We start from the raw sequence: 25,663 nt of genomic DNA, 5'->3' as shown, positions 1-25,663 counted from the left end.
CTGTCGATCTCGCCCCTATCGTCTTGGTCAAGAGCGCCGCAGAGGCCGGACGGCTCCTCTGAGGTGAGCTGCGGTCACTCCTTGTTGCGTACGCCTCACATTCCGCCTTGAAGCCGTTAGACCTCGCTCCGTTGCAGCAGGAGACATCTATGAGGATCAGTACCTTCCTGACCCGACTGATCGTCCTGACCGTCGCCGTGCCCAGCCTTGGCTGGGCGCAGGACCAGACTGTGGAAACCCAGGTCGTGGACGCGATGAATCAGGTGTTCGGCAGCCATCCTGGAATTCGCGCCTTTCACGCCAAGGGTATCGTCGTCGAAGGCAGCTTCAAGGGTACCCCCGATGCTGTGGCGCTGAGCCGGGCGGTTCTGTTCGATGGCCGCACGATCCCAGTGACAGTGCGGTTCTCGGATTCCAGCGGCCTCCCGAGCATTCCAGATGGCTCGGATGGTGCCAATCCGCATGGCATGGCGCTCAAATTCCACCTGCCGGATGGCAGCGAGACCGACATGGTGACGAACTCGCTCAAGGTCTTCCTGGTGCCCACCGCGGCCGACCTGCGCGATTTCTTTCTTGCCATCGCCGCCAGTCCGCCTGAGGCTGCAAAGCCGACGAAGCTCGACCAGTTCGTTGCCAGTCATCCCACGATACCGGCGGCCCTGGCCACGATCGCGACGCCGGACAGCTTCGCCCATGAGGAATATCGTGGCCTCAATGCCTTCGTGCTCGTCAACAAGGCCGGCGGGCGCCAAGCGGTGCGCTATGTGGTGACGCCGGAACAGGTGGTGCATTTGAATGCAGCGGAGGCAGCCAAGCAGCCCCCGGACTTTCTCATGACGGAGTTGCCCGAGCGCCTGAACCGTGGACCAGTCATCTTCCATCTCAAGGCACAGCTCGCTGCGGCCGGGGATCCTACAAACGATCCTGCACGACCCTGGCCCGACGACCGCAGGGTGGTGGAGCTCGGCATCCTGACGCTTGATAAGGCAGTTCCGGGCAGCACTGAAGCCGAGAAGAAGCTGCTGTTTCTGCCGGGCCAGCTCACCGATGGAATTGAGGCTTCGGACGATCCGATGATCGACGTGCGAGACAGCGCTTATGCCGTATCGTTCTCGCGCCGCACCCCCTGACCGAGTGCGCGTCCAATACGGCAAGGCAGTTGTGCCCGTGCAACGAGCATGAGACCTCGGCGAAATGCCCGTTCGGATTGTCCTGTAGCCGGAGTATGCGGAGCGGCCAGCGGTCACTCCGGCACGGAGACGGTACAATGACTCTGTATTGATGGAGGCTCCCCTGCTGGAAGCAGGCTATTCTCCTCGGTCTTCTGCTGCCAACGGTGTGCAACTCTCTATAGCAAGCAGCCGCTCCGGCACCGGAGCCGGCGGTCGGCACCCGGCCCATTGAGGTGCGCGGGGTGACCCAATCCTTCCAGCTCGTCGGCATATCAAAGCCGTGAGCACCGTCGCTCTGCGGGCTCGCGCTGAGAGTTGCCTTGAGCAGGTCGCGTTCCGGACCGGGGCAGTCCTTAAGTGTGGCTGCGTGAAGGTCCGCTTTGCCTACAACTTCGGCCCCTCGGCCTACTTCGCGAATGTACCAGGAACGGTCCTTCCCTCCCGTGGTCACCCATTGGCGTCAGCGCGGTGTCGTTTACTGGGAAGCCAAGAAGGAGCGAACCATGGCGCTCGTCGCCGTTGGGTTTTCCTCCATGATCCAATGGCCTGCGTCGGGAATGATCCCTTCGGTCACGTCACTGGCGGCAAACCGCATCACCGTCGCCATCATCGGACCAAACGACTTCTCGCCCCCGATCGCCAGCACCGGCATCCCAAGCTTGCCGTTGGCAGCGAGGAAGGCCTTGTTGTCGACGGCATCCTGGTCAAACGCGGCAAACTGGGCAAAACCCGAGTGCATGGCGCCTGGCAAGGCGTACAACTCGGCATAGTGCTCCCGTGCGGCCTCGGAGAAGCGGCTCGGCGTGGCCGAGAACTCGTTCCAGAAGCGATCCAGATAAATGCGCTCGCGGCCGGCCACGAGGCGCTCCATGTCGGGTCCTCCAAACCGGAAATGCCACAACAATGGGTTCTTCAGGACCTCTTCCCACGGACCGATGCCCGGCAACGGGGCATCAATCAATACGAACCGCTTCACCCGTTCTGGATGCTGGACCGCAAAGGCGTAGCCGACCATGTTCCCGATGTCGTGAGTGACCAGATCGGCATGATCGATCTTGAGCGCGTCGAGAACACCTGCCACGTCGCCAGCCTGGGTCTTCTTGTCGAACCCCGTCTCCGGCTTGGATGAAAGTCCCAAGCCGCGAAGATCCGGAACCACGACCGTATGATCCCGGACGAGATCCGCGGCCAGAGGTGCCCACATGTCGCCAGTTTCGCCATAGCCGTGCAACAGAACCACCGCCGGCCCTGTGCCGCCGATGCGGACGTGGATCGTGGCACCGTTGGTTGTGATCTCCTGCGTCCGGACCTCGGCTGGGAACGGGACCTGCGCCGCGGCCGGCAGCGCAATGCCGGCGGCTCCCAGAGCAATGAGTACGAACCTGAGCATCTGTCATCTCCTTGCAACGGGAGAGTTTTTGCCGTGGCTGTGGTCAACGTCTCTCCTCGGAGGTGGAGATAGCGTCTGAGAACCTTCCGGATTAGACTGCAAAAGGCGGAACTGGCTTCCGGAAAGGCCGGACGATGATAAAACTCGATGGCATCGCCACCTTTGTCGCTGTTGTGGAGGCCGGCTCGATCAGCGAGGCGGCGCGCCGGCTGAGGCTGTCGAAGTCCGTGGTCAGCGACCGCTTGGCCGAACTTGAGCGCAGCCTTGGTGTGAGGCTTATGCATCGGAGCACGCGCCGGCTAAGCCTGACGGAGGACGGGATCACCTTCCGCGAGAGGGCGTCCCGCATTGCCTGTGAGATCGAGGAAGCGATGGCCGAAATGGCCCAGCGCAGCGGCGCTCTGATCGGCCCGTTGCGCATCTCCGCGCCTGTCACATTCGGCCGAATGCATCTCGGACCGGCGGTTTATCCGTTTCTCGCCCAGCATCCCGGCATCGAGCTGACGCTCGATCTCGATGATCGGCGGGTGGACCTGTCGGCAGAAGGGTATGATGCCGTGGTCCGGCACGGCCCGCTCTTGGATTCCAGGCTGGTCGCTTGGCGGCTGGCGCCCAGCCGGCGGGTTCTCGTCGCCTCGCCGGATTACTTGGCACGGTACGGTACACCTGCCGCGGCATGTGACCTCGAAGGCCATCGCGGCATCTTCTATACCAACCGGGGCGTCGATGACTGGCGGTTCCCAGGGCCCGATGGGGCAACGATCGTACGCGGCCATGTAGCCCTGCGCGTGAACAACGGCGACATGATGCGGGACGCTGCGTTGTCAGGGATCGGCATTGCCCTGCTGCCGACCTTCATCGTCGGTCCCGACATTGCGAGCGGTCGCCTTCTGGTCATTGATGTGGGGCGCCGGTCAGCTCCGGAATTTATCTATGTCGCCCATTTCGAAGGACGGCGGCCATCAGCCAAGTTGCGGGCTTTTGCCGACTGCATGCGGGAGGCATTCGGAGAGCCACCGTATTGGGAGCATTGACGGCGCGCCCGTCGACGAGCCCAATGCTGCCCTCGCATGTGGAACGGGGCCTTGAGCAGCACTTCCATTCATCAACGGATCCTCTTTGGATCACAAATAGGAGATTGACGCTCGGTAAAGAACGCCAGCGCCGCTCTCAGGTGCCGATGGACGCTGCATAGGCCGATACGTTCCTGGCCAAGATGCGACCAGCTCCTTTGGCACCGACGATACGGCCGCCGTCGGCTACGATTTGGCCCCGCAGCAATGTCGTCACCGGCCAGCCTGTGACTTCGAACCCTTCCCAGGGCGTATAGTCGGCACCGTGGTGGAGGATCTCCTGGCGGATGACCTCGCGCCGGTTTGGATCCCAGAGGACGATGTCGGCGTCGAAACCGATGCCGATAGAACCCTTGCGTGGATAGAGGCCGTAGATTTTTGCGTGGTTGGTGGCGGTCAGTTCCACGAAGCGGTTAAGGGAGATCCGTCCCTTGGAAACCCCCTCCGAGAATAGAATGGGCAGGCGCGTCTCAACACCAGGAATGCCGTTCGGCACCCAGCGGAAGGAGGTCTTGCCGTTCGGGTGGAGCTTGCCGGCCGGACTGTCATAGCGGAACGGGCAATGGTCCGACGAAAAGGTTTGGAACACGCCGGTTCGCAGACCCTCCCAAATTGCCGCTTGACTCTCTTCATCCCGCGGCGGAGGCGAGCAGACGTATTTCGCACCACTCATGTCCATGTCTGGACCTTGTAGGTCCTCGGCGGTGAGCGTGATGTATTGCGGACAGGTCTCGGCATAGACTTTGAGACCGCGAGACTGTGCCCAGCGGATCTGCTCCATCGCCTCGCGTCCGGACACATGCACAATCATGATCGGCACGTCGACGAGTTCCGCATGGCTGATTGCCCGGTGAGTGGCCTCCCGCTCGACGATCTCGGGGCGCGAAACCGCATGGTAATAGGGAGCGGTACGGCCCTCGCGCTCAAGGCGCTCGGTCATGTAGCGGATCGCGTCGTATCCTTCCGCATGGACCATGACGAGGGCGCGCTCCCGACGCGCCACCTCGAATACATCGAGAAGCTCGCGGTCCTTCAGCACGAGGTCATCGTAGGTCATGAAAACTTTGAATGACGTGTACCCGTCCTTGAGCAGCGCGGGGAGCTCCTGCCCCAGAACCTCTGGCGTCGGATCGGAGACGATCAGGTGGAAGGCCGTATCGACGTAGCACTCGCCATCGGCCTTCCGCCGGTAATCCTCGACGCAAGCGCGCAGGGACGTTCCCCGTTGCTGAAGTGCGAAAGGAAGGACCGTCGTGTTGCCGCCGGCCGCGGCCGAAGCCGTGGCGGAGGCGAAGTCGTCCGCCATCACCACGCCGGGCCCGGAGGGTTGAGCGATGTGAACATGGCTGTCGATGCCTCCGGGCAGCACGAGGAGCCCGGAAGCGTCTATCTCGCGTTGGGCGCGAAGATTTTCGCCCAGCACGACGATGCGCTCGCCCCTGATACCAACATCGCAATGGAACGTGTCGGATGCGGTGACAACGGTGCCGCCCCGGATCGCGAGATCGAGCTCCATCTTTGCCCTCCTCAGGCGAGTGCCCGGTCGAGGCTTCCGATCAGCCGGTCGACCTCCTCCGGTGTATTGTAGTGCACCATGGAGACACGCACCACACCATTGCCGTCAGCAAGGCCCAGATGTTCGATCAGGCGCCTAGAGTGGAAATCGCCGAAGCGGATGCCGATCCGGTCGACTTCAGTGGAACGCACGATTTCCGCCGAGTCGCGTCCGTCGACCTTGAAGGCGATGGTCGGTACACGGCGATCCGTAGCACTGTCGCGGCGTCCGATGATGCGAACGTCGTTGCGATCCCTCAGGTAGGCGAGCAGCTTTTCTCCCAGAAGGGTCTCGTGCGCCGCGATCTTGCCAAAGGCGCGGTCGATGGAGGCCCTGTCGCCGGTGCCGCCGCCGAGAGAGTCGATATAATCCACGATGCCGGCCGCACCCCAGGCAAGCTCGTAGTTGGTGTTGCCAGGCTCGAGCTTCATCGGCACCTTCTCGCGACCGTAAAAGTAGTGATAGAGCCCGTCGAGCTCTAGCAGCTTCTCGTACTTGCCGTACATCACTGCGAAGTGAGGGCCGTAGGTCTTGTAGAAGCTGAAGATATAGTAATCGACATCCAGATCGCTCACGTTCACGGCCCGGTGGGGCGCATAGGCAACGGCGTCGACGACGATCTCCGCGCCACGCTCGTGCACACGGTGCGCGATCTCCTTGATCGGGTTGATGGTGCCTAGAATGTTTGAGGCATGAGTCACAGCCACGAGCCGGGTCCGTTCGTTCATCAGGCGATCAAGCTCATCCAGGTCGATCTCGTAGCTTTCGGGGTCGATGGACCATTCCTTGATGACGATGCCGCGCTTCTCCAGCGAGCGCCACGGACCGATATTCGACTCATGGTCGAAATTCGTGACGACGATCTCGTCGCCTGGCTTGAGGCGACCTTCCATGGCTCGTGACAGGAACTGGGCGAGGACGGTGGTCGAAGGCCCCAGCACGATTTCTTCCCGCCGTTCCGCACCGAGCAGCCGCGCGATCTTGGCGCGCGCCTCCATCAATCGGCTTGTCGCCCGTTGGGAATGCTCGTAGCTGGCGCCGGTCTGCACGCTTGTGGTCAGGAGATATTCCGAGATGCGCTCAGCGACATTTCGCAGGACGAGGGAGCCGCCGGCATTGTCGAAATAGGCGAAGCCGTCCGCGAGCGCGGGAAACTGTGATCGGACGAAGGCGAGATCAAGAGACATAGATGCACCTATTCTGTGAACGGTTGGATCGAGCCGACGACCAGCGGCTCATCGAGATGATGGAAAACGCAGTCTTCGGAAGAGCCGCGTTCCCACATGAACATGAGAAAGTCGCCGTCTGCGCCGACCGCCGCGATCGGAGCGTGCCAGAGGTTGCGGGCATAGTTGACGCCCTCGTTTCGATGGCCGACGAACGCTTCGGCACGCTCAAGATCGGGCAGCCCGGCTGGATCCTCCGGTGCGACAACGATCAGGAACCTTTCGGCGGAAAGAGCCATGAACGTCTGCGAAGACAGAGGATGCCGTTCGAAGGTCAAGAGGTGCATCGGCAGAGGCCAGCCGCTGGCCCGGTAAACAGCAAGCACAGGCTCTCCCTCGGTCGCTGCGTGGTCGAAGCGAGTGTCGGTATCGAAGCGCAGCGCCCGCCCATCATTCACCAGGCGGCTGCGGCCGGGATCGAAGAACAGCACCTCGCCGAAGGAACTGAAGGCTGAAGGCGTCAGGCGTTTGGGAAACAGTGTCTGCACGGATGTGTAAGCCTAATGGGACAGGACGGCCTGAAGAAAGCTTCTGAGACGGAGATCGCTTGGTGCGTTGAAGATCTCGTCAGGAGGACCCTGTTCGACGATCCGCCCCCCGTCCATGAACACCACCCTGTCGGCGACCTTGCGGGCAAATCCCATCTCGTGGGTCACGACGACCATAGTGACCCCAGTCTTGGCAAGTTGCTGCATCACATCCAGGACCTCGCCTACCATCTCTGGGTCGAGGGCGGAGGTCGGTTCGTCGAAGAGCAGCACCTTCGGCTCCATGGCGAGGGCCCTTGCGATCCCGACCCGCTGCTGCTGCCCGCCGGAGAGTTGCGCCGGATATTTCATCGCTTGATCCGCGAGCCCGACACGGGCCAGCAGGCGCTTGGCGCGATCCTCTGCCGCTGCCCATGACAGACCGCGCACGCGGACGGGACCGAGCGCTACATTGCGGAGCACGGTCATATGCGGAAAGAGGTTGAAGCTCTGGAATACCATTCCCACCTCGGTGAGCACGGTGCTCTTGCGGCCGTGGCCGACCTCCGCTCCGTCGACGATGATCTCACCGCCGTTGTGCTCCTCAAGCTGGTTGATGCAGCGGATCAATGTTGACTTGCCCGAGCCGGACGGACCGATGACGACGACGATCTCGCCTTCTTTTACCTGGAGATCGACGCCATGCAGCGCCTTGAAAAGGCCGAACGACTTGACGACGTTCTTCATCTCGATAATCGGGCGCGTCATCGTCCCCTCACGGCAAGTCGCTTTTCGAAAACCCCGACGAGGCGCACGAGCGGCATCAGGAGCAGGATGTAGATGACGGCTGCACTGATGAGGGGCGTCGGGTTCGCCGCCAGCGCCTGCGCCTGCGTCGCCTGCTTGAGCAGGTCCGGCATCGCCACCACGGATGCGAGAGCCGTGTCCTTCATCACGTTGATGGAATTGGATGTGATCGGCGGGATCACGATCCGAAGCGCCTGCGGCAGCACCACGTCGCTCATCCGACGCCAGGGGCTGAGGCCTAGGGCACGGGCGGCCTCGAACTGACCCTTTGGCACGGCCTCGATGCCGGCCCGGAAGATCTCAGCGGAATAAGCGGCCGACACGAGGCTCAGGGCAGAGGCAGCCGCCCCGAAGGGGGACAACCGCAACCCGACGAAAGGCAGCGCATAGTAGATGACGACGAGCAGGACTAGGATCGGGATGGAACGGAGGATGTCGATATAGGCGACGGCGATCTGCTTTAGCGGTGAGTTGGCATAGAGCCGGAGCAGCGCGAGAACCAGGCCGCCGATGAATCCCAGGATGATGGCTGTCACTCCAAGAGTCAGCGTAGTGGTCAGGCCCGATAGCAGGAGCGGAAGGGTTTGAACGAAAACCTTCCAGTTCAGGAAGGTGTCGAAGATGGACATGACGGGCAGCACCTCAATATTCGTTATCATGCCGAGCGCCCGGTACGGATACCAAACGCTCGGGGAGAGTTGCTGTCAGAGCTTAGGCATCTCCATGACCTTGACAGTCGACGAGTTCGGCTCCGCCTTGGCGCCGAACCACTGTTCGTGGATCTTCGCCAAGGTTCCGTCCTGCTTCATCTTCGTGATCTCGGCATCGACCTTTTCCGCCAGGGGGCTGTTCTTCGCGAACATCATCGAATACTGCTCGCCGGTCGGAATGCGCTCGACCACCTGATAGACCGGCTTGTCCTTGATGTAATACTGGACGGCCGGGATGTCGCTGACATAGCCGTCGATGCGGCCGGCTGCGAGGTCGAGCATCGCGGGAGCCAAGCCCTCGTAGCGGCGGATATCGGAGAATTTGTACTTCTGCTGGTTCTGCGTCGACCACATGTCACCGGTCGAGCCCGTATCGACTGCTGCCACCTTGCTCGCCATACCTTCCAGGCTCTTGATGCCTGAGTTGGCTCGCACTGCCAGAGATTGGTCGCTGTCGTAATAGGGCTGGGCGAAGGATACCGACTCAAGACGCTTCTTGGTGATGGTGATCGAGGATACGGCGGCATCAACCTGACCCGATTGCACCGCAGCAAACAGCCCGTTGAACGGGATGTTAACGAAGGACACGTTCATGTTCAGGCGCTTGCCGATTTCTTTGGCGACGTCGATCTCGAAACCGACGATCTCGCCCTTCTCGTTCTGAAACTCCCACGGAACGTTGCCGAGGTTCGCTCCAACCTTCATTTCGGCAGCAGAGGCCATCGTCCCTGCCGACATGGCCAATACGGCGGTTAATGTTGCGACGAATGTGCCGCGTCGGGTGAATTTCACTGACATCTGCTCCTCCATTTTGCACGCCGGGCTCATAGCTGGCGATCAATTCTCTATTTCCATCTGGTAGCCGACTCTTTGGAGACTTGTGCAGGCCGGCAATATTGGCCAAACTGGTCTTACCAATCTGACCAGTTGATCGTGCAGCTATTCTGACGCATGGTCAAGGCTAATAAGGCTCGGAGGTGGTCAAAAAAGACGCCTGCAGGCACGACCTGATGCACCACGGGCTTTCGAGGTGAGAATGAAGTAGGGACGGTAGATGAAAAGTGATCCACTGAACCTGTCGGAATTGGAGCTAGCCGACCGCACCCCCGTGCCACGCGGGATCGTCGAGTATATCCAGCGCCTGATCCTGAAAGGCGGCCTTAAGGCTGGACAGCGTCTTCCTTCGCAGCGGGAGCTGGCAGAGCAGCTCGGCGTAAGCCGGCCCTCAGTGCGGGAGGCACTGACAGTGCTCGAGACCATGGGTCTTGTGACGGTACGGGTGGGCAGCGGAGTGTTTGTCGCAAAAACGGATACTCGCCGGCCGCTGTGGCGTTACTCGGATCGATGCACGCCTGCCGATGTTTACGAGGCACGCCTAGGGCTTGAGGGATACGCTGCGAGGCTCGCAGCCGCTCGCATCGACAAACCCGCCGAGGAACGCCTGAGGCGGTGCACCGACGCCATGCGAGACGCCCTAGAGTCAGGCGACGTGATCAGCCTTGCCGTCAACGACACGGCTTTTCATGACATGGTTTTTGAGCTCTCTGGAAACCCAGTTCTGGCTGCCATGTACCGGCCAGTCCGCGAAATGCTCGTCGAAAGTCAACGGCTTCCCATGGCTCAACTCGATCGCCTGAGTGAAACTGTGTGTGAACACGAGGCTATCTTGGAGGGCATAGCCAGCCAGGACCCAGACACCGCTGAAGCGGCAATGCAAAGCCATATCCGCTCGGCTGCAGGCCGTTTTGGCGTTTCACTTTGAGGAGCGCTCCACCTACGCCGAAATTGACTTCACCATTCGCCTGAGCAGCAGTTGCGGCCGTACGGACGCCCAACGGGTTCCCAGGGGATCACATAGCGCTCTTGGCTCAACAGCTGGGACAGAGCTTCAACCGCCGATACATGCGCCAGCTTTATTTAGGTAAGGCATGCCTTCGACATGCGCAGGTGTGCTTTGATCTTGGCGAAGAGTTGCTCAATTGGGTTCAAATCGGGCGAATAAGCAGGCAGGAACAGGAACCAAGCACCCCTTTGCTTCAGGCACTGCGCCGCCGTCTCACTCTTGTACGCCGGCAGGTTGTCGAGGATCACCACGTCACCCTTGGACAAGGTTGGGGCGAGCCGGGTCTCCACATAGGCCTCAAAGATCTGCCGGGTCATCGGCCCATCGATCACCCAAGGCGCCGTCAGACCAGAGTAGCGCAGCCCCGCGACAAAGGTCTGGGTCAGCCAGTGGCCGAATGGCGCCCTGGCATACAGCCGCTGCCCTTTCAGACAGCGGCCGCGCAGGCGGGGCATCTTGGTGGATGTGCCGGTCTCATCGAGAAACACCGGCCGGTGCGGCTCCTGGGGCATGCGCGGCTGGCGCTTGGCTCTCCCGTGCTCGCGGGCTTGATGCACGTCGGAGCGTTCTTGTTCGCTGGCCCGCAAAGTTTTTTTGACGCTATAGCCCTGGCGGATGAACCAGCGCGCGATGGAAGCCGGCGTGATCCTGGTGCTCAAGGCCAGCGGTTCGGCCGCGAGCTGGGGCATGGTGATGTCGTTCGTCTCGGTCACGCGACGGATCAAGAAGTCGCGATGCGGGTCGAGCTTGGAGTAGCGCCAGCCGCCCTCTGGCTGGGGCGCCAGGTTGCTGGTGGACCGACACGCCGCCAGCAGCCGCACCACAAACGCGACCGACACCTCAAAATGCCGGGCAGCCTCATGGAAGGAATGCCCCGCCTCAACAAAGCGCACCACCCGTTGCCGCAGATCCAGCGAGTAGGACTTGGTCATCGCTCATCTCCTCCGGAGAGGGTCGAGATAAGGGAATCACAAAGCCGTCACGCCGCATAGCCTCCGATTCAATCAGAACTGCCGATACTCTAGAACTGCACGGCTTGCGACCGTTGGCCCTGATGGACAGGGCAAGACCAAGTAGCTACAAAGTAAACTTTCCCGAACACCTTGTCAGAGCTGCCCGAATGCCTCCCATCACATCAGTGCGTTTCGGCTCAATCGATGTGGCCCGGTGGCTGGCGGCTGCGGCTATCGTTGTCTTCCATTCAGGCGCATTTCTAAGTGATTTGGAGTTCGGGAAAGCCTTCGGATTCACCTACTACGGAGTGGATTTCTTCTTTGTGCTCAGCGGCTTCGTGATCATGCAGGCCCATGCGGCGGACCTCAGCCATCCGGAGCGGCTCGGCACCTTCGCCAAGAAACGGTTCCTGCGGATATATCCGCCTTATTGGTGCGTCCTCGCATTCGCAATCGGGTTCCTGCTATGGTTCAACCTCCGAGATCCGCTGACTTGGTCGAACCTTCTGAGCAGTACCTTCCTGATCCCTCGCTCCGCCAAGGATTTCGGGATCATCACCCAAGCCTGGACGCTTCACTATGAACTGATTTTCTATATCTTCTTCGGGATCTGCATTGCCCTGCCCCGTCGTATTTCCCTGCTTCTGCTCGTGGCGGTGCCCGCTCTGGTCTATGGGCTGTTCGTGTCAGGAACGCAGCCCTTCGCCAATGCGACAATGGCCTTCAAGAATATCTCCTTGTTCTTTTTTGGGGTGATCGTGGCTGTATGCGTCCCGCGGATATCGGTCCTCGTTGGAGGGTTCCTTCTTGCCCTCGGCCTCTTAACGCTGGCGGGTTTGGCCACTGAGGCTGTCGCCTTGCCCTCATTCGTCCCGGCTTGGGGATTGGCCTCTGCCCTTGTAATCGCCGGCGGAGCAGCAATCGAGATCCGCAAAGGCTCCGTCAGCTCAAAGACGACCGACATCCTCGGCGCCCTGTGCTACGGCACCTATCTCATCCACCTGCCGCTGTTTTCCTTCCTTGAGGTCAGCGGTCTACTCTCGAAGCTCCGTACAGGAAATCCCGCTTTTGACTGTGCGGTTCTCGTCGCGATCGGCCTCTTCGCAGGCCTGGTCTTCCATTTCGCCTGCGAGAGGCCAATCGTCGCCCTTTTCAAGAACCTGTTGGCTACGCGACAGCGCCGCGACGTCGCGGTCGCACTGCCCTAGGACCAGACACGCACGCGGACATCGGCCCAATCGACGGGGTTGCCAGGAGCATTCGACGAGTGCGGCTCAAGGATAGTCCTCACGGTGATGCGCATTTCAGGTCGATCCGCGAAACGGGCACGGCTCGTCACCATCCATCACGCACACGACGGTAGGTCCGGCGCCCTGCCCTGCGCCAAGAGGCCCGCGCCGCACCGCCCGCCGCGATCGGATCAGGTTCGCGAGCAGCGACTTCCAGTCATCTGAATGGGCGACAAACCTTCACATTCCGACCATACGACAGGTGTCAGCTCTCGGTCGGCGAACCAGGGTCTTCGGCGCGTCAAGGAGTACAGCAGAGCTGCCTGGGACAGGGCGTTTGTTGTAGGCTCCGAAACGGGTTGCCGCGCCGGTGTCCTTCGCCCTACAAGGTGGCGGGGCACATGGTGCCTTCACCTGGGGCATGCCCGACCGGCTGCTGGAGAACGTTAACCCATGGGCCTTCTTGGGATCCTGGTCGGCCTCGGTCTCCTCATCTGGCTCGCTTTCCGCGGCTGGAGCGTTCTGCTGCTCGCGCCTGCCGCCGCCCTCATCGCGGCCGCGTTCGCCGGCGAACCGTTGCTGGCGAGCTGGACGCAGATCTTCATGGGCACCGCCGCGCGCTTCCTGGCACAGTTCTTCCCGCTGTTCCTGCTGGGCGCGCTGTTCGGTAAGCTCATGAACGACAGCGGCTCGGTCACGGCGATCACCGATTTCATGACGGCCCGGCTCGGCAAGGCCAGGGCCGTCCTCGCGGTCGTGCTCGCCGGTGCCTTGGTGACCTATGGGGGCGTCTCCCTGTTCGTCGCCTTCTTTGTGCTCGTGCCGATGGCGCAGGCGCTGTTTCGTGCCGCCGACATCCCGCGACGGCTGATGCCGGCCGCGATCATCCTCGGCACCTCGACCTTTACGATGACAGCGTTGCCCGGCACGCCGGCGATCCAGAACGCGATTCCCATGCCGTTCTTCGGTACCACGCCGTTCGCCGCGCCCGGCCTGGGTCTCATCGCCAGCATGATCGTGCTGGGGAGCGGCCTGTGGTGGCTGCGACGAGCCGAGGCGGCGGCCCGCCAGTCGGGCGAAGGCTATGGCACGGACGCGGCCGCCGCCCCGGAGGTTGCCGCGGGCGATGAAATGGTGCGGGAGCGGGCGACGACCGCGCGCGAATTCGATCCCGCGGAGATCGCGCACGGGCTGTCCAGCCCCAAGCCGCCGCCGGTGCTTCAGGCCGCCCTGCCGCTCATCGTCGTCATTGCGGTCAACCTCGTGATGTCGCTGCTCATCCTGCCTCGGCTCGATGTCTCGTTCCTGGCCGAGGAACGCTGGGGTGCCACCTCCCTGTCGGCGGTGGCCGGGGTGTGGTCCGTCGTGGTCGCCCTCGCGGCCGCGATCCTGGTGCTCGTGGCGCTCCATGGCAGTCGCCTTCCGTCTCTGCGCGAGAGCATGGATGCCGGCGCCAATGCATCCGTGCTGCCGGCTCTCAGCATCGCGAGCCTGGTCGGCTTCGGCGCCGTCATCGCCGGCATGCCCTCCTTCGCACTGGTTCGGGACTGGGTGCTGACGATCGGGGGCGGACCACTCGTATCACTGGCGGTGGCGACCAACGTGCTTGCCGCGCTGACCGGATCCGCCTCGGGCGGCCTGACGATCGCGCTCGACGCCCTCGGCCCGACCTACATGGACCTCGCCGCGCAGCTGCGCATCGATCCCGCCCTCCTGCACCGCGTGGCGGTCATCGGCTCCGGCACGCTCGATATCCTGCCGCATAACGGCGCGGTGGTGTCGCTGCTCGCCCTCTGCGGCTCGAGCCACCGCGAGAGCTATGTCGACATCATCATGGTCGGGATCGTGAGCTCGCTGCTGGCATTGGCGGCCGTCATCGCCCTCGGCTCCCTGTTCGGCGCGTTCTGAGGGTGCAGACGCTGCGATCCGTTGCTCACTTCTGCGGGACCATGCCACGGCCTATGAGATCGATCCTCTGCCTCAGGTGTTTGACCAGAATCTCTGCCCCGGCCGTGAGGCAGTTATTGTGCCCGCCTGGCATCTCGATCACTTCGAGCTTGGGGCAGAGCCCCCGCCATGCATGGCCGTTGTGACCGGCCGAGAAAAAGACCACGGGCACGTCGAACGGGGCTGGCCGATACCGCGCCATGGCAATCGTATAGGGATGCCATCGTGATACGGACTGCGACCGTTTGTCGGGACCGATGCGCTCGTAGGTCTTGGCGAACACTTCGCCTGGCGACATTCTGAGGATCCGCTCGAGGCGAGCCAACTGGTCGTAGATCTGGGCCAAACGGTAGCCTGATAGAATCGGCTTCAGCAGTTTGAGCATCGCCCGCGTCGTCGGGCGAGCGCTGATGGTCGGCGGGTCGATCATCGCGACCATCTCCACCTTGCGGCCGGCCGCGACCAGCAGGCGGGCCGTTTCGAACGCCGTCAGTGCACCGTTACAGTACCCCCCCAGAAAGTACGAGCCACTCGTCTGCTTTTCCAGAAGCAATGGCAGCCGGTCCGCGGCCATTGCTTCAATCGTTGCCGGAATCGGCTCGCCGTTCATTCCATGGGGATCAACCGCTGTGATCGGCTGGTCCGGGCCAAGAAGCTGGACCATGCGCCGCATGCCTGTGCCGCCGGACAATTCACCATGGAAGAAGTACAGCGGAGGCCGGTCGCCCTCGGTGTGGAACTGGTGCACCGGCGTGGTAGGCAGGGCGACCTGCTCGACAATCCGCGGAACGAGCTGATGGATCGTCTCTGCCCCGATCATCACCGTTTCCGGCACGGGATGACCAATGAGGCGCTCGACCTCGAGGAGCATTTCCATTGCCAGAAGGGAATCCCCGCCGCTTTCGAAGAAGTCGTCGTGGTCGGACAGGGCCTCCGATTTGAGGAGCCTCCGCCACATCAGCAGCAGTTCGGCTCTGAGGTCTCGCGGGCCCTCGGTTGTGACGGACAGGCGCTCCGCCGGTTCATGCGGCGCGTCGAGCATGTCCTTGAGCCTTCGACGCTGGACCTTGCCCGTGCTTCCCTTCGGCAGCTGGTCGAGAATGTGGATGCGACGGGGGATCTTGAACGAGGCCAATTCGCTCTGAAGAAACTGACGCAGATCCGCAGGGAGCGCCTCGGCGCCTGGATGGAGTACGACCGCAGCGGCAACGTCCTCGTCGAGGCGTGGATGCGGGACCGCGAAAGCCGCGGCCTCGGCGACCGCCGGATGGCGCAGGAGCGCCGCATCGATTTCGGCGGGGGCAATCTTTTCTCCGCCGCGATTGATCAACTCGTTCAGGCGGCCATGCAGAAAGAGATAGCCATCCTCATCCAGACTCCCGAGGTCACCCGTGCGAAGCCATCCGTCGGCGAAGGCGGAGCGGTTGAGATCCGGCGCATCGAGATAGCCGGCCATTACGGTTGGACCACGCACCCAGATCTCTCCCTGGTCGCCGGCTGGAAGCGGGCGCCCATCCTCTCCGGCGATCATCAACGTCCCTGGCCAGGGCTGTCCGCAGCTGCCTGGCCGGCTGGGACCTGGTGGTGGCCGGTTCGACGCCATTTGGGCGGCTTCGCTGGAGCCGTAATGCTCCAGCACCGGTACGCTCAAGGTTCGCTGCAGCTCATCCCGCACCGCTCCCGGGAGCGGCGCGCCACCGGACACGACCATGCGCAAGGTATGCATCGCCTGCACGTCCGCCAGTGCTCTCGCCTTGTCCAGCACGGCGTTATGGAGGGTCGGGCCTGCCGAGTACCACGTCGGTCGCAGGGCATCGAACCACTCCGTCAGATCCACCGCGGCGGCATTCGACGGAATCGCGATGCTGCCTCCCGTGAGGAGCGGCGTGAAGATCGTCACTTTGAGGCCGTGGGAATAGTAAGGCGGCGAGACGCTCAGGCAGCGGTCCTGCGGTGTCAGGAGAAACCAGGTTTTGAGCCGTTCCGCCGCTGCCAGCATATTGGCATGGCTGAAGGGGATCAGCTTTGGCTCCGCAATCGTTCCGGACGTCTGCAGGATGAAGGCGGGCGAGCTTGGATCCGGCTCCTCGTCGAGAACAGGGTCGGCCGTACCCTGAACGGCCATGCTGAGCCCAAGTCGGCCGGGAGCAATGGGAACGGCCTCAACAAGGGTCAGCCTTCTCCGCTCTGCGATCCTGCGCGCCTCGGGGAAAGCCCCTCGCATCACGAGAAGAGCATCTGGACGCAGCATGTCGAAACGCTGATCCATTTCCACCGGGCTCAACCGTGGATCGATCGGGACCGCCGTGCAGCAGCAGGCAACGCCAACGATCGCAAGGATCGCTTCCGGGCCATTCGGCATCAGCACTGCGATCCGGGCGCGACAATCGAAGCCGGCATGGCGCAGCTGCCCGCGGATCCCGTCCAGCTGGAGCTGCAGGTCCTGGTAAGCCAGGGGCGCGAATGCGGGTGAGACGATAGCCGGCTGGCGCGGAAACCGCAGGGCATTCCGACCGATCACCTGACCCAGTGTGGCTTGAACTCCCACCCCTTTCTCAGCGGTGGGCAAATCTCCGGCCGTGTCATTCAGACGAACCAGCTTCTTGTTCTCCAGGAGCAATTTCCTCTCCCTGAACTCGGTACCCCCGCTTGGACTCGCACGGAATGCGTTGCTGCGAGACCGAGATGGTTAACCCTCTCAAGCTGCCTTAAGTGACTGCAACTTCACAGAGACCCAGAAGGATTAAGGTGAAATAAAGGGAGAAGGGATTAACTTTTCCGTTGAACCGACGAATGGCGAAGAGGAGTACTTCGGACAGGTAGGCGATTTTTAACCTATGTTAAAAAAACGTCGCGTTTGGATATGCATCGCCTGGTTGGGCCCGACGAGCGGATCCGGGTCGCGGTGTCCATCGCCCGGTGGTCGAGGCCCAGCCTCGGCATGAACTCGCTCAGGGCTCGACCCGCGCCGATGATCTGTTGGGTTGCCTTCCCGATGACGACCTTGCCGCGGGATCGACGGCGCTGGAGTGGCCAAATCCTCCGGTCCCGCCATTCCACCTTCCAGACAATCGTTCGCTGTCGTCCATGCGCAGACCTGTGGTAGGAGCCTGTGCCTTGTCAGGCGTGGGGAGAAGCGTATCGTGACAGACATTCGGCGGATCGGCGTTGCGGCGCGCTACAGCGATCTCGTGATGCACGACGGGACAGCCTATTTCTCAGGCTACGTCCCCGAGACGACCTTGGGCCTCTCCGTTGCGGAGCAGACCCGCGACATCCTGGGACAGATCGAGCAATCCCTTGCGGAAATCGGCAGTGACAAATCCAGGCTTCTTCAGGCCACGATCTGGCTGGCCGATATCGCCTTTTACGACGAGATGAACGCAGTCTGGGACGCCTGGGTCGTTCCCGGTCAGGCTCCGGCACGCGTCTGCGTCGAGTCCAAGCTGGCCGACCCGGATTACAAGCTCGAGATCCAGGTCACCGTCGCGCTTTGAGCCGTTAGGCCTTGACCCGCTTCGTCCGTGCGTCCGACTTCGCCAGCGCTCCCAGGCGCTTGCGCTCGTAGTGCTTCGCTAGACGCAGGTGGCGCCAGGTCGCGTAGTTCATGGAGATGAGGAAGCCGTAGGTGCCGCGCAGGAAGTGCAACCGGCCGAAATAGACCTTCAGGAATGCCGCCGGAAACTCGAAATAAACCCTCCAGGTGGGGATCGAAACGCCCCTCACCTCCAGGTCGACCGCCTGCTGGTCGGCGTAGCTGTTCAGCTTGGCGAGCTGGTCCCCGAGGGACCGGACGGACCGATGGTGCACGAGGCCCTTCAGCTTGCCGACCTTCGTCTTCGGCTTCAGGTCGACCCGGTCGTGGACGAGGGACGACGAGTACCGCCCGGCGTCCCGGTGATAGAGCCGGACGGGCGCGATCCGGTAGGCCAGCGGATGGGGCGCTGCCTCGCCCGGATAGGTCTCGGCGATGCGGATCCCATAGGCTTGGCAGGGCGGCTCTCCCTGAGCGAACAATCTGCGGATCTCGGCCAGCAGCTCCGGCGAGACCTCCTCATCCGCATCGAGATTCAGCAGCCAGTCGTACCGGCACTGATCCTCGGCGAAGCGCTTCTGGAGGCCATAACCGGGCCAGGGATTGAAGATCACCCGGGCACCGAGTTCCTGGGCCACCGCCTGGGTTCCATCCGTCGAGCCCGAATCGACGACGACGATATCGTCCGTCAGCCCACGGACGGCGCGGATGGTCGCTCCTATGCGGTCGGCCTCGTTCTTGGCAATGATGAAAACGGAAACAGGAAACATGGCACCGGGTGCCTAGCGCATCGTGCGAGCAAGTGGAACCGGTTTTTCGACGCGCCGCGCCTCGGGTCAGGCGGCGATCGGCAGGCCTTCCGACTGCAAGGCCCGTCTGACCATCGGGCGATCGGTGATCCGCCGCATGTACTCCAGAACCATCCCATGGCCGGTCAGGTCGATTCTGTGGAAGCGGGCCCAGCTGAGAATGGTGTAGCAGTAGGCATCGGCCACGGTGAACCGCTGGCCGGTCAGGTAGAGCTGCCCTCGTAGGCACTGATCCACGTAGGCAATGCGCTTCCGAAGGTGACAGACGGCCAGTTCCCTGGCTTTCGGCAACTGGGGAGCCTCCCAGAGCGGATCGAACCCCTTGTGGAGCTCGGAACCCGTGAAATCGAGCCATTCCTTGACTTGGTAGCGCTCCCAGGAGCCAAGGTTCGGCAGAAGCTGAGCGGATGGAGCCTGGTCCGCGAGATATTCGAGGATGACTGGAACCTCGGCCAGAATCTCTCCACTCGGTAACGCAAGGGCAGGAACATCGCCTTTCGGATTGATCCGGCTGAAGCTTCGTCCGGACGCCGTGGTCTGCGTTTTCAGATCGACCTTGTCGTACTCGATATTCAGGCCGGCCTCGAATGCGATGATGCGCGGCGCGAGCGAACTGGCCCCGGGAGAATAGTACAGCTTCATGACGGTCCTGCGCCCCGCTGACACTCAGAGCTATAACGTGACAACGAGCAATGTTTCTATGTCACGAAATTGCGCCTTCAAGGGCCTCTGAGACCTGCACCCATATTTCTGTTGCTGGCGCAGGAATGACCTAGAGGAGCTCTCCCTCGTGCGCCCGGCGCGACGTGGCGGTTCCGAGTCGCTTGCGCACCCGGAGCTCCGCCAACAGCGGAAAGTGGTCCGATGCCACGCGGGTCATGGGATTCCGAACGGGACCGGCATCGACCACCTCGATGGATTTCGTCACGAAGACGTGGTCGAGGCGCAGGACGGGCGCCCGCGTGTGGAATGTCGGTTGGGGCTCCCCGAAGGAGTTGGACAACTGAGCGTCCTGCATCCTGTTCGCGATCAGCCGGTAGGAACGCGAGTAAGGCGGGGCGTTGAAGTCGCCCAGCAGGATCGCCGGATCCCTACAATCCGGATGCCCGATCCAGTCGGGGCCGATCAGGGCAGCCGCCTGGGTCCGCCGCTCCCCGGACCGCAACGAGAGATGGGCGTTGACCACCTGGACCGTCTGGCCGTCGATCTCGACGGATACCCAGAGAGCGCTGCGCTTCTCGAAGGAGGGTCGCGTCGACTGCGTTGGGAGGCGGCCCGACTGCACGATTTTCGACGCATGACGGGTCAGGACGGCGATGCCGTATTGCTCTCCCAGGATGCGGATCGTTGGCTGGAAATGCAGATCCATGCCGAGCCTGGATGCCACGGCGGCGGCCTGATCGATCTCTCCTGCCCGCACGCGCCCGACCCGGACCTCCTGCAGGGCGACGATATCCGGGTTGCAGGATGCGATGACGTCCGCGATCCGCTGCGGTGAAATCTTCCTGTCCGTGCCGAGCCAACGATGGACGTTGTAGGTGAGGATCCGAAGGGTTGGTCCCTGTTTTTCGCTATGCTTCAAAGGTCGGCACCGGCTCGATGATCGTTGAGGGTCAGAATACCGCGTTACTCGCCGAAGCGGGAGGTCGCCTCCGCCACCTAGGTGGCAAACGTGTCGGATCAATGACCCAGGCTCGACCATGGTTCCCGAGCGAGGCCAGGGCTGGGCCGATCTCGATCCCCGCCTCCGTCATGACCCGCTTGACCTTCCCATGATTGGAACGATTACACCTTCTCCCCATATGAGGTTCAGGAGTTTCATCATGACCGCCGGCAGACCCGCCCCTATCGACAGCATCGACATCCCCGTCCAGGGGATGAGCTGCGCCTCCTGCGTGGGGCGCGTGGAAAAGGCGATTCGCTCTGTGGAGGGCGTTACGGCCGCGAACGTCAATCTAGCGACGGAACGGGCGCATGTGGAATTTGCCCCTTCGGGGGTCGACCCTTCTGCCGTCGCGGAGGCAATCAGGAGGGTGGGCTATGAGCCGTCCGAGAGCACGATCGACTTGAAGATCGACGGCATGACCTGCGCCTCCTGCGTCAGCCGGGTCGAGAAGGCGCTCAAGCGCGTTCCCGGCGTGATCGGAGCTTCCGTGAATCTCGCCACCGAGCGGGCCTCGGTCCGCTATCTCGGCACCGGGAACATCGTGGCCCGCCTGGCCGACGCGGTCGAGCAGACGGGTTACGAGGCCAAGCCGATCCAGCAGGAAGACGGGCAGGCAGACCGGGAGCGGGCAGCCCGGGAGGCGGAAATCGCCAGCCTCCGGCAGGCCGTGCTGGTCGCGACGATCCTGACCCTGCCGGTCTTCGTCCTTGAGATGGGATCCCACTTCATCCCCGCCGTCCATGACTGGGTCATGGGAACCTTCGGGCATCGCAACAGCTGGTACACCCAGTTCGCCCTGACCACCCTGGTTCTGTTCGGGCCCGGGTTGCCCTTCTTCCGCAAGGGCATTCCCGCCCTCCTGCGTGGATCGCCCGACATGAACTCGCTGGTCGTTCTCGGCACCAGTGCGGCTTATGCCTATTCTGTCGTGGCGACATTCCTGCCCGGCCTTCTGCCCGAGGCGATGGACAACGTCTATTACGAAGCCGCGGCCGTGATCGTCGCCCTGATCCTGATCGGGCGGTTTCTCGAGGCGAAGGCCAAGGGCCGGACGTCGGAAGCGATCAAGCGTCTCATGGGGCTGCAGGCCAAGACCGCCCGCGTGGTGCGCGACGGAGAAACCCTAGAGGTACCCCTCGATCAGGTCCTGGCGGGCGATCTCGTCCAGGTCCGCCCCGGCGAGAAGATCCCGGTCGATGGCATGGTTGTGGAAGGATCTTCCTACGTGGATGAATCCATGATTACCGGAGAGCCTGTTCCCGTCGAGAAATCGGATGGCACGGAAGTGGTCGGCGGTACCATCAACCGGACCGGCAGCTTCACGTTCCGCGCGACCCGCATCGGCGCCGACACGGTCCTGGCCCAGATCATCCGCATGGTCGAGCAGGCCCAAGGGTCGAAGCTCCCGATCCAGGCCCTCGTCGACCGGGTGACCGCCTGGTTCGTACCCGCCGTCATGGCGGCGGCCGCCCTCACCTTCCTGGTCTGGCTCTTCTTCGGTCCCGAACCGGCCTTGACCTTCGCCCTGGTGAATGCGGTCGCCGTGCTGATCATCGCCTGCCCCTGCGCCATGGGCCTGGCGACCCCGACGTCCATCATGGTCGGCACCGGCCGGGCGGCGGAACTCGGGGTGCTGTTCCGCCAGGGCGAGGCCCTGCAGAGCCTCAAGGAGGTCGGCGTCGTCGCCCTGGACAAGACCGGCACCCTGACCCAGGGGCGCCCCGAACTCACCGACTTCGTGACGGCGCCCGGCTTTTCCGAAGCCGAGGCCCTGGGGCTGGTCGCCTCTATCGAGAGCCGCTCCGAGCATCCGATCGCGCAGGCCATCGTGGCGGCGGCAGAACGGCGGGGCCTCGCCCTGTCGTCTCCCGACGCCTTCGAGGCCGTGCCGGGCTTCGGCGTCTCGGCCCTGGTCCGAGGGCGGAAAGTGGATGTGGGGGCGGACCGTTTCATGGCGAGGCTCGGCCTCCCCGTGTCCGGTTTCGCCGACATCGCCGCCCGCCTGGGCACTGAGGGCAAGAGCCCGCTCTATGCGGCCATCGATGGCAGGCTCGCGGCCGTCGTGGCGGTGGCCGATCCGGTAAAACCCTCGACGCCGGAGGCCATCGCGGCTCTCCATGCGCTCGGGCTGAAGGTCGCCATGATCACCGGCGACAACCGCAGAACCGCCGAGGCTATCGCGAAGCGGATCGGGATCGACGAGGTCGTGGCCGAAGTCCTGCCCGACAGCAAGGTCGAGGTGGTGAAGCGTCTGCGTCAGGCGCACGGCCCCATCGCCTTCGTGGGCGACGGCATCAACGACGCGCCGGCCCTGGCCGAGGCCGATATCGGCATCGCCATCGGCACGGGCACGGACATCGCGATCGAGAGCGCCGACGTGGTGCTCATGTCGGGCGACGTGCGCGGCGTCGTGAACGCCATCGCGCTGTCGAAGGCGACCATCCGCAACATCCGGCAGAACCTGTTCTGGGCCTTCGCCTACAATGTGCTGCTGATCCCAGTCGCCGCCGGCGTGCTCTATCCGGTCGACGGCACCCTGCTCTCGCCGATCTTCGCGGCCGGCGCCATGGCGCTGTCGAGCGTGTTCGTCCTCGGCAACGCCCTGCGCCTGCGCGGCTTCGAGGCGCCCATCGCCCCGGCGCAATCGGCGTCTCACATTCAAACCGTCGAAGGTGTCGCATGAATATCGGACAGGCAGCCGCGGCTTCGGGCGTATCGTCCAAGATGATCCGCTATTACGAATCCATCGGGTTGATCCCCAAGACTGTGCGCACGGAATCAGGCTACCGGGTGTATTCGGACCAAGACGTACACACCCTGCGCTTCATTCGCCGCTCGCGGGACCTCGGCTTCTCCGTCGAGCAGATAGCCGATCTCGTGTCGCTTTGGCAGGACCGCGAGCGCGCGAGCAAGGACGTGAAGGCCATCGCCCTCGAACATGTGGGTGTGCTCGAGCGCAAGATCCGCGAGTTGCAGGAGATGGCATCGACCCTGAAGCATCTCGCCCGGAATTGCCACGGCGATGCGCGTCCCCATTGCCCGATCATCGAAGAGCTGGCGAGCGACGACCCGGCGCCCGCTCCGGCGAAGCCGGATGCGAAGTTCGGCGCCTTGGGGAAAGTGGCGGCGCGGTAAGGGCGGCTGGGTGCTTCTGCGGCACGCTTCCAAGGCCAGATTATGCCGCTGCTTGGTCGATCGAGCGCGGCAAGCCCTCTCCACCCTGGTGGGGGGAGTTGGAGAGGGGGGCAGCGCAGGACTGGAACCAGAGTGGCGCTAACACCCCCCTCCCTAGCCCTCCCCCACAAGGAGGGAGGGGACTCCCGTGCCAGTCACATCACGCGTTCGAAATGACGACGGATCAAACTGTGAGCGTCAGATAAGAGTTTGGACAGCCTGCTCCATCAAGCCGCCATCTCGACCTCGCGGCCGCGCCCGAGATCGTGCATCACCTGCGCGTAGTTGGGCATGCGGCGGATCTGGCGGCCGTAGTGACGGCACAGCGCATCGGTGAGCCGTCCTTCGCGCCCCAGGAGGCTATCGGCGAAGTCGACCATGAGGGAATTCGGCCACGCCTGGGGCCGGATCTCCACCAGGCGTGAGAACAATTCGTCCTCGCTCTCGTCCGGGTTGGTCTGAGCCAAGAGCGTCAGCATCGCGGCGGTCGAGCGCGAGACGCCCATGTGGCAATGGACGAGCAGATGCCCCTCGACGCCGTCGTCCCTCTCGTTCATCACATCGTCTCCGAAGCGGAGAATGGATTCCACGTCCCGTGACGTCGGAAGGATCATGCCCGGGATCGGGTTGATGATGTCGTGGAAACGCAGGATCGTTCTGTGATGCCGCGCATACGCCCCGAAGGCCTCGGGATCGGGGTGCTCGGGATCGAGGATCGAGAGCACGTGGGTCACGGACCTGTCGCGCTGGTCCGGCAGTTCGGAGATGCCGCAGATCGTGAGCATCCGTATCGGCATGGTGGGCATGAAATCGCTCGCTCGCCGCGTGTAGCAGGAAACAACTTAACGAACCTATCCAAAGCGTTAACGTGTTGCGAGCCGGTTGGATCGATGCGTTCAAAATACTGTGTCTTGCAAACCACACTCGGACCTTGCCACATTTCCGCCATGCAAGATCCACCTTGTCGTCACCACCCAGGCTATGTCTCTTCGTGAGTATTGCCGCCGGGCATGAGCCTCGGCAGATCACACCAAAAACAGAAACTGCAGGTCACCCTACTGATGTTTGCTGCCCTGGCTTCGCGCCCGTCACCGTTGAAAAATGCAACCCGCTTCCTTGCGGTAATTCTTCCGATGGCCTTGGCGGCCTGTGTTTCCACGCAAGGCCCCGTGCAGCAAGCCATCCGCCGAATCGATCCTGCCTACGTGGCCATGTACGGGCCGCGCCCGGACGAGCCGCATCCGCTGCCCGCCACCGACATTTCCGAAGTCGATCCGCGCTTCCTGCGCCGTGAGGTCGCCTATTACGGACGCGAGGAGCCGGGCACCATCGTGGTCGACACGGAATCCCGCTATCTCTACCTCGTGCGCGAGGGCGGCCGCGCGATCCGCTATGGCATCGGCGTCGGCAAGGAGGGACTCGCCTGGAGCGGTCGCGCTCGGATCGGCCGCAAGGCCACCTGGCCGCGCTGGACGCCCACCGCCGCCATGATCCGCCGAGAGCCGGAGCGCAACGCTCGCTGGGCCGGCGGCATGGAAGGCGGATTGAACAACCCGCTCGGCGCGCGCGCTCTGTATCTCTACAACAACGGTGTCGATACCATGTACCGGCTCCACGGCACCACCGAGCCGTGGTCCATCGGCCAGTCCGTGTCGAGCGGCTGCATCCGCCTGTTCAACCAGGACATCATCGACCTCTACAGCCGCGTGCCCGTGGGCTCGCCGGTGGTGGTGCTGCGCGGCCAGCGCCTGTTCGATGTGGAGGATGAAACGCGGGTTTCGTCGGCCTACTGAACCTAACCCATAAGATGCGGAAGGGCCGGCTGTTTGCCGGCCCTTTTTCTTTCGTCCCCTTCAGGCTTGCTGTAAAATCGCCGTGTCTCTGCTGGAGGCATGGTCATGACCGTAGAACGCGCGATCCTTCTCACTGTCGGCGGGCTCATCATCGTCACTGTGCTGCTCGCCGTTACCGTCAACATCAACTGGCTCTGGCTCACCGGGCTCCTCGGCGCCCATCTGGTTCAGGCGTCCTTCACGGGGATGTGCCCGGTCGTGATGATGTTCAAGCGCATGGGTCTTCCCAGCAAGCCGGGATTCACCTGATCGGT

General features: G+C 62.9%; 23 protein-coding genes. 10 read left to right on the top strand and 13 right to left on the bottom strand.

Annotated features, from left to right (window positions below):
* Nucleotides 1-149: 149 nt before the first annotated feature.
* Complete coding sequence (locus U0023_RS17715; RefSeq protein WP_009492216.1) at nucleotides 150-1,130, top strand: catalase family peroxidase; 981 nt, start codon at nucleotides 150-152, stop codon at nucleotides 1,128-1,130.
* A gap of 517 nt (nucleotides 1,131-1,647) precedes the next feature.
* Here the strand turns inward: U0023_RS17715 and U0023_RS17710 are convergent.
* On the bottom strand, nucleotides 1,648-2,562 hold the full coding sequence (locus tag U0023_RS17710) for an alpha/beta fold hydrolase (protein ID WP_009492215.1): 915 nt from the start codon (nucleotides 2,560-2,562) through the stop codon (nucleotides 1,648-1,650).
* A gap of 134 nt (nucleotides 2,563-2,696) precedes the next feature.
* Here U0023_RS17710 and U0023_RS17705 point away from each other — a divergent pair, with 134 nt between their 5' ends.
* Nucleotides 2,697-3,596 (top strand): LysR family transcriptional regulator, encoded by a 900-nt coding sequence (locus U0023_RS17705; protein WP_009492214.1) that lies wholly within the window; start codon nucleotides 2,697-2,699, stop codon nucleotides 3,594-3,596.
* Nucleotides 3,597-3,732: 136 nt separating this feature from the next.
* Here U0023_RS17705 and hydA read toward each other — a convergent pair whose 3' ends face one another.
* The 6 genes from hydA to U0023_RS17675 all read right to left on the bottom strand — a co-directional run bounded on the left by hydA (nucleotide 3,733) and on the right by U0023_RS17675 (nucleotide 9,198).
* Nucleotides 3,733-5,151, bottom strand: a complete 1,419-nt coding sequence (hydA, locus tag U0023_RS17700; RefSeq protein ID WP_009492213.1) for a dihydropyrimidinase — start codon at nucleotides 5,149-5,151, stop codon at nucleotides 3,733-3,735.
* 11 nt (nucleotides 5,152-5,162) lie between these two features.
* Nucleotides 5,163-6,377, bottom strand: coding sequence for a cysteine desulfurase-like protein (locus U0023_RS17695; protein ID WP_009492212.1), 1,215 nt, complete (start codon nucleotides 6,375-6,377; stop codon nucleotides 5,163-5,165).
* An 8-nt stretch (nucleotides 6,378-6,385) separates the two neighbouring features.
* A complete protein-coding gene (locus tag U0023_RS17690; protein ID WP_009492211.1) occupies nucleotides 6,386-6,904 on the bottom strand; it encodes an ureidoglycolate lyase in 519 nt (172 codons plus the stop codon).
* Between the two features lie 12 nt (nucleotides 6,905-6,916).
* The gene (locus U0023_RS17685; protein ID WP_009492210.1) at nucleotides 6,917-7,651 is read right to left on the bottom strand and encodes an amino acid ABC transporter ATP-binding protein; all 735 of its coding nucleotides are present in this window, start codon (nucleotides 7,649-7,651) and stop codon (nucleotides 6,917-6,919) included.
* Nucleotides 7,648-8,319, bottom strand: a complete 672-nt coding sequence (locus tag U0023_RS17680) for an amino acid ABC transporter permease (RefSeq protein WP_040639372.1) — start codon at nucleotides 8,317-8,319, stop codon at nucleotides 7,648-7,650. The genes U0023_RS17685 and U0023_RS17680 overlap by 4 nt, the downstream gene beginning before the upstream one ends.
* Before the next feature lie 75 nt (nucleotides 8,320-8,394).
* Nucleotides 8,395-9,198 carry a transporter substrate-binding domain-containing protein gene (locus tag U0023_RS17675; RefSeq protein WP_009492208.1) on the bottom strand — a complete coding sequence of 268 codons (804 nt, stop codon included), beginning with the start codon at nucleotides 9,196-9,198 and terminating at the stop codon, nucleotides 8,395-8,397.
* Nucleotides 9,199-9,454: 256 nt separating this feature from the next.
* On the opposite strand from U0023_RS17675, the gene U0023_RS17670 reads away from it, so the two are divergent.
* Nucleotides 9,455-10,162: a FadR/GntR family transcriptional regulator gene (locus tag U0023_RS17670; RefSeq protein ID WP_009492207.1), complete on the top strand. Its 708-nt coding sequence runs from the start codon at nucleotides 9,455-9,457 to the stop codon at nucleotides 10,160-10,162.
* A gap of 155 nt (nucleotides 10,163-10,317) precedes the next feature.
* Here U0023_RS17670 and U0023_RS17665 read toward each other — a convergent pair whose 3' ends face one another.
* Nucleotides 10,318-11,175 (bottom strand): IS630 family transposase, encoded by an 858-nt coding sequence (locus U0023_RS17665; RefSeq protein WP_009492206.1) that lies wholly within the window; start codon nucleotides 11,173-11,175, stop codon nucleotides 10,318-10,320.
* Nucleotides 11,176-11,297: 122 nt separating this feature from the next.
* Here U0023_RS17665 and U0023_RS17660 point away from each other — a divergent pair, with 122 nt between their 5' ends.
* Nucleotides 11,298-12,404, top strand: a complete 1,107-nt coding sequence (locus tag U0023_RS17660; RefSeq protein ID WP_083861485.1) for an acyltransferase family protein — start codon at nucleotides 11,298-11,300, stop codon at nucleotides 12,402-12,404.
* Between the two features lie 474 nt (nucleotides 12,405-12,878).
* Nucleotides 12,879-14,333: a GntP family permease gene (locus U0023_RS17655; protein WP_009492204.1), complete on the top strand. Its 1,455-nt coding sequence runs from the start codon at nucleotides 12,879-12,881 to the stop codon at nucleotides 14,331-14,333.
* Between the two features lie 25 nt (nucleotides 14,334-14,358).
* On the opposite strand, the gene U0023_RS17650 is transcribed toward U0023_RS17655, so the two are convergent.
* Nucleotides 14,359-16,920, bottom strand: a complete 2,562-nt coding sequence (locus tag U0023_RS17650) for an AMP-binding protein (protein ID WP_245273074.1) — start codon at nucleotides 16,918-16,920, stop codon at nucleotides 14,359-14,361.
* 595 nt (nucleotides 16,921-17,515) lie between these two features.
* On the opposite strand from U0023_RS17650, the gene U0023_RS17645 reads away from it, so the two are divergent.
* A complete protein-coding gene (locus tag U0023_RS17645) occupies nucleotides 17,516-17,869 on the top strand; it encodes a RidA family protein (RefSeq protein ID WP_009492202.1) in 354 nt (117 codons plus the stop codon).
* 4 nt (nucleotides 17,870-17,873) lie between these two features.
* Here the strand turns inward: U0023_RS17645 and U0023_RS17640 are convergent, their stop codons facing one another.
* The 3 genes from U0023_RS17640 to U0023_RS17630 form a co-directional block, all read right to left on the bottom strand.
* Nucleotides 17,874-18,677, bottom strand: coding sequence for a glycosyltransferase family 2 protein (locus tag U0023_RS17640; RefSeq protein ID WP_009492201.1), 804 nt, complete (start codon nucleotides 18,675-18,677; stop codon nucleotides 17,874-17,876).
* Nucleotides 18,678-18,743: 66 nt separating this feature from the next.
* Nucleotides 18,744-19,358 (bottom strand): glutathione transferase GstA, encoded by a 615-nt coding sequence (gene gstA / locus U0023_RS17635; protein ID WP_009492200.1) that lies wholly within the window; start codon nucleotides 19,356-19,358, stop codon nucleotides 18,744-18,746.
* Nucleotides 19,359-19,488: 130 nt separating this feature from the next.
* Entirely contained in the window at nucleotides 19,489-20,298 is an 810-nt protein-coding gene (locus U0023_RS17630; protein WP_009492199.1) for an endonuclease/exonuclease/phosphatase family protein, read from the bottom strand.
* A 241-nt stretch (nucleotides 20,299-20,539) separates the two neighbouring features.
* Between U0023_RS17630 and U0023_RS17625 the strand changes: the two genes are divergently transcribed.
* Both U0023_RS17625 and cueR read left to right on the top strand, forming a co-directional pair.
* Nucleotides 20,540-23,065, top strand: a complete 2,526-nt coding sequence (locus U0023_RS17625) for a heavy metal translocating P-type ATPase (protein WP_009492198.1) — start codon at nucleotides 20,540-20,542, stop codon at nucleotides 23,063-23,065.
* Entirely contained in the window at nucleotides 23,062-23,517 is a 456-nt protein-coding gene (gene cueR / locus U0023_RS17620; protein ID WP_009492197.1) for a Cu(I)-responsive transcriptional regulator, read from the top strand. The genes U0023_RS17625 and cueR overlap by 4 nt, the downstream gene beginning before the upstream one ends.
* A 266-nt stretch (nucleotides 23,518-23,783) precedes the next feature.
* Here cueR and U0023_RS17615 read toward each other — a convergent pair whose 3' ends face one another.
* Complete coding sequence (locus tag U0023_RS17615; protein ID WP_009492196.1) at nucleotides 23,784-24,362, bottom strand: tyrosine phosphatase family protein; 579 nt, start codon at nucleotides 24,360-24,362, stop codon at nucleotides 23,784-23,786.
* Between the two features lie 255 nt (nucleotides 24,363-24,617).
* Between U0023_RS17615 and U0023_RS17610 the strand changes: the two genes are divergently transcribed.
* The gene (locus U0023_RS17610) at nucleotides 24,618-25,349 is read left to right on the top strand and encodes a L,D-transpeptidase (RefSeq protein WP_052600660.1); all 732 of its coding nucleotides are present in this window, start codon (nucleotides 24,618-24,620) and stop codon (nucleotides 25,347-25,349) included.
* A 105-nt stretch (nucleotides 25,350-25,454) separates the two neighbouring features.
* Nucleotides 25,455-25,658: a YgaP family membrane protein gene (locus tag U0023_RS17605; RefSeq protein WP_009492194.1), complete on the top strand. Its 204-nt coding sequence runs from the start codon at nucleotides 25,455-25,457 to the stop codon at nucleotides 25,656-25,658.
* Nucleotides 25,659-25,663: the final 5 nt, after the last annotated feature.

The organism is Microvirga lotononidis, assembly GCF_034627025.1.
Taxonomy (GTDB): Bacteria; Pseudomonadota; Alphaproteobacteria; order Rhizobiales; family Beijerinckiaceae; genus Microvirga; species Microvirga lotononidis.
The sequence above is the reverse complement of the archived record's forward strand: the minus strand, read 5'-3'. Positions and strand labels throughout refer to the sequence as shown.

Coding starts and splice junctions, on each gene's coding strand:
- U0023_RS17665 (WP_009492206.1), bottom strand. CDS start 11,175: ATGACCAAGTCCTACTCGCTGGATCTGCGGCAACGGGTGGTGCGCTTT.
- U0023_RS17695 (WP_009492212.1), bottom strand. CDS start 6,377: ATGTCTCTTGATCTCGCCTTCGTCCGATCACAGTTTCCCGCGCTCGCG.
- U0023_RS17685 (WP_009492210.1), bottom strand. CDS start 7,651: ATGACGCGCCCGATTATCGAGATGAAGAACGTCGTCAAGTCGTTCGGC.
- cueR (WP_009492197.1), top strand. CDS start 23,062: ATGAATATCGGACAGGCAGCCGCGGCTTCGGGCGTATCGTCCAAGATG.
- U0023_RS17670 (WP_009492207.1), top strand. CDS start 9,455: ATGAAAAGTGATCCACTGAACCTGTCGGAATTGGAGCTAGCCGACCGC.
- U0023_RS17640 (WP_009492201.1), bottom strand. CDS start 18,677: ATGTTTCCTGTTTCCGTTTTCATCATTGCCAAGAACGAGGCCGACCGC.
- U0023_RS17605 (WP_009492194.1), top strand. CDS start 25,455: ATGACCGTAGAACGCGCGATCCTTCTCACTGTCGGCGGGCTCATCATC.
- U0023_RS17715 (WP_009492216.1), top strand. CDS start 150: ATGAGGATCAGTACCTTCCTGACCCGACTGATCGTCCTGACCGTCGCC.
- U0023_RS17610 (WP_052600660.1), top strand. CDS start 24,618: ATGTTTGCTGCCCTGGCTTCGCGCCCGTCACCGTTGAAAAATGCAACC.
- U0023_RS17675 (WP_009492208.1), bottom strand. CDS start 9,198: ATGTCAGTGAAATTCACCCGACGCGGCACATTCGTCGCAACATTAACC.
- U0023_RS17680 (WP_040639372.1), bottom strand. CDS start 8,319: ATGTCCATCTTCGACACCTTCCTGAACTGGAAGGTTTTCGTTCAAACC.
- U0023_RS17615 (WP_009492196.1), bottom strand. CDS start 24,362: ATGCCCACCATGCCGATACGGATGCTCACGATCTGCGGCATCTCCGAA.
- U0023_RS17655 (WP_009492204.1), top strand. CDS start 12,879: ATGGGCCTTCTTGGGATCCTGGTCGGCCTCGGTCTCCTCATCTGGCTC.
- U0023_RS17625 (WP_009492198.1), top strand. CDS start 20,540: ATGACCGCCGGCAGACCCGCCCCTATCGACAGCATCGACATCCCCGTC.
- U0023_RS17660 (WP_083861485.1), top strand. CDS start 11,298: ATGGACAGGGCAAGACCAAGTAGCTACAAAGTAAACTTTCCCGAACAC.
- U0023_RS17710 (WP_009492215.1), bottom strand. CDS start 2,562: ATGCTCAGGTTCGTACTCATTGCTCTGGGAGCCGCCGGCATTGCGCTG.
- gstA (WP_009492200.1), bottom strand. CDS start 19,358: ATGAAGCTGTACTATTCTCCCGGGGCCAGTTCGCTCGCGCCGCGCATC.
- hydA (WP_009492213.1), bottom strand. CDS start 5,151: ATGGAGCTCGATCTCGCGATCCGGGGCGGCACCGTTGTCACCGCATCC.
- U0023_RS17705 (WP_009492214.1), top strand. CDS start 2,697: ATGATAAAACTCGATGGCATCGCCACCTTTGTCGCTGTTGTGGAGGCC.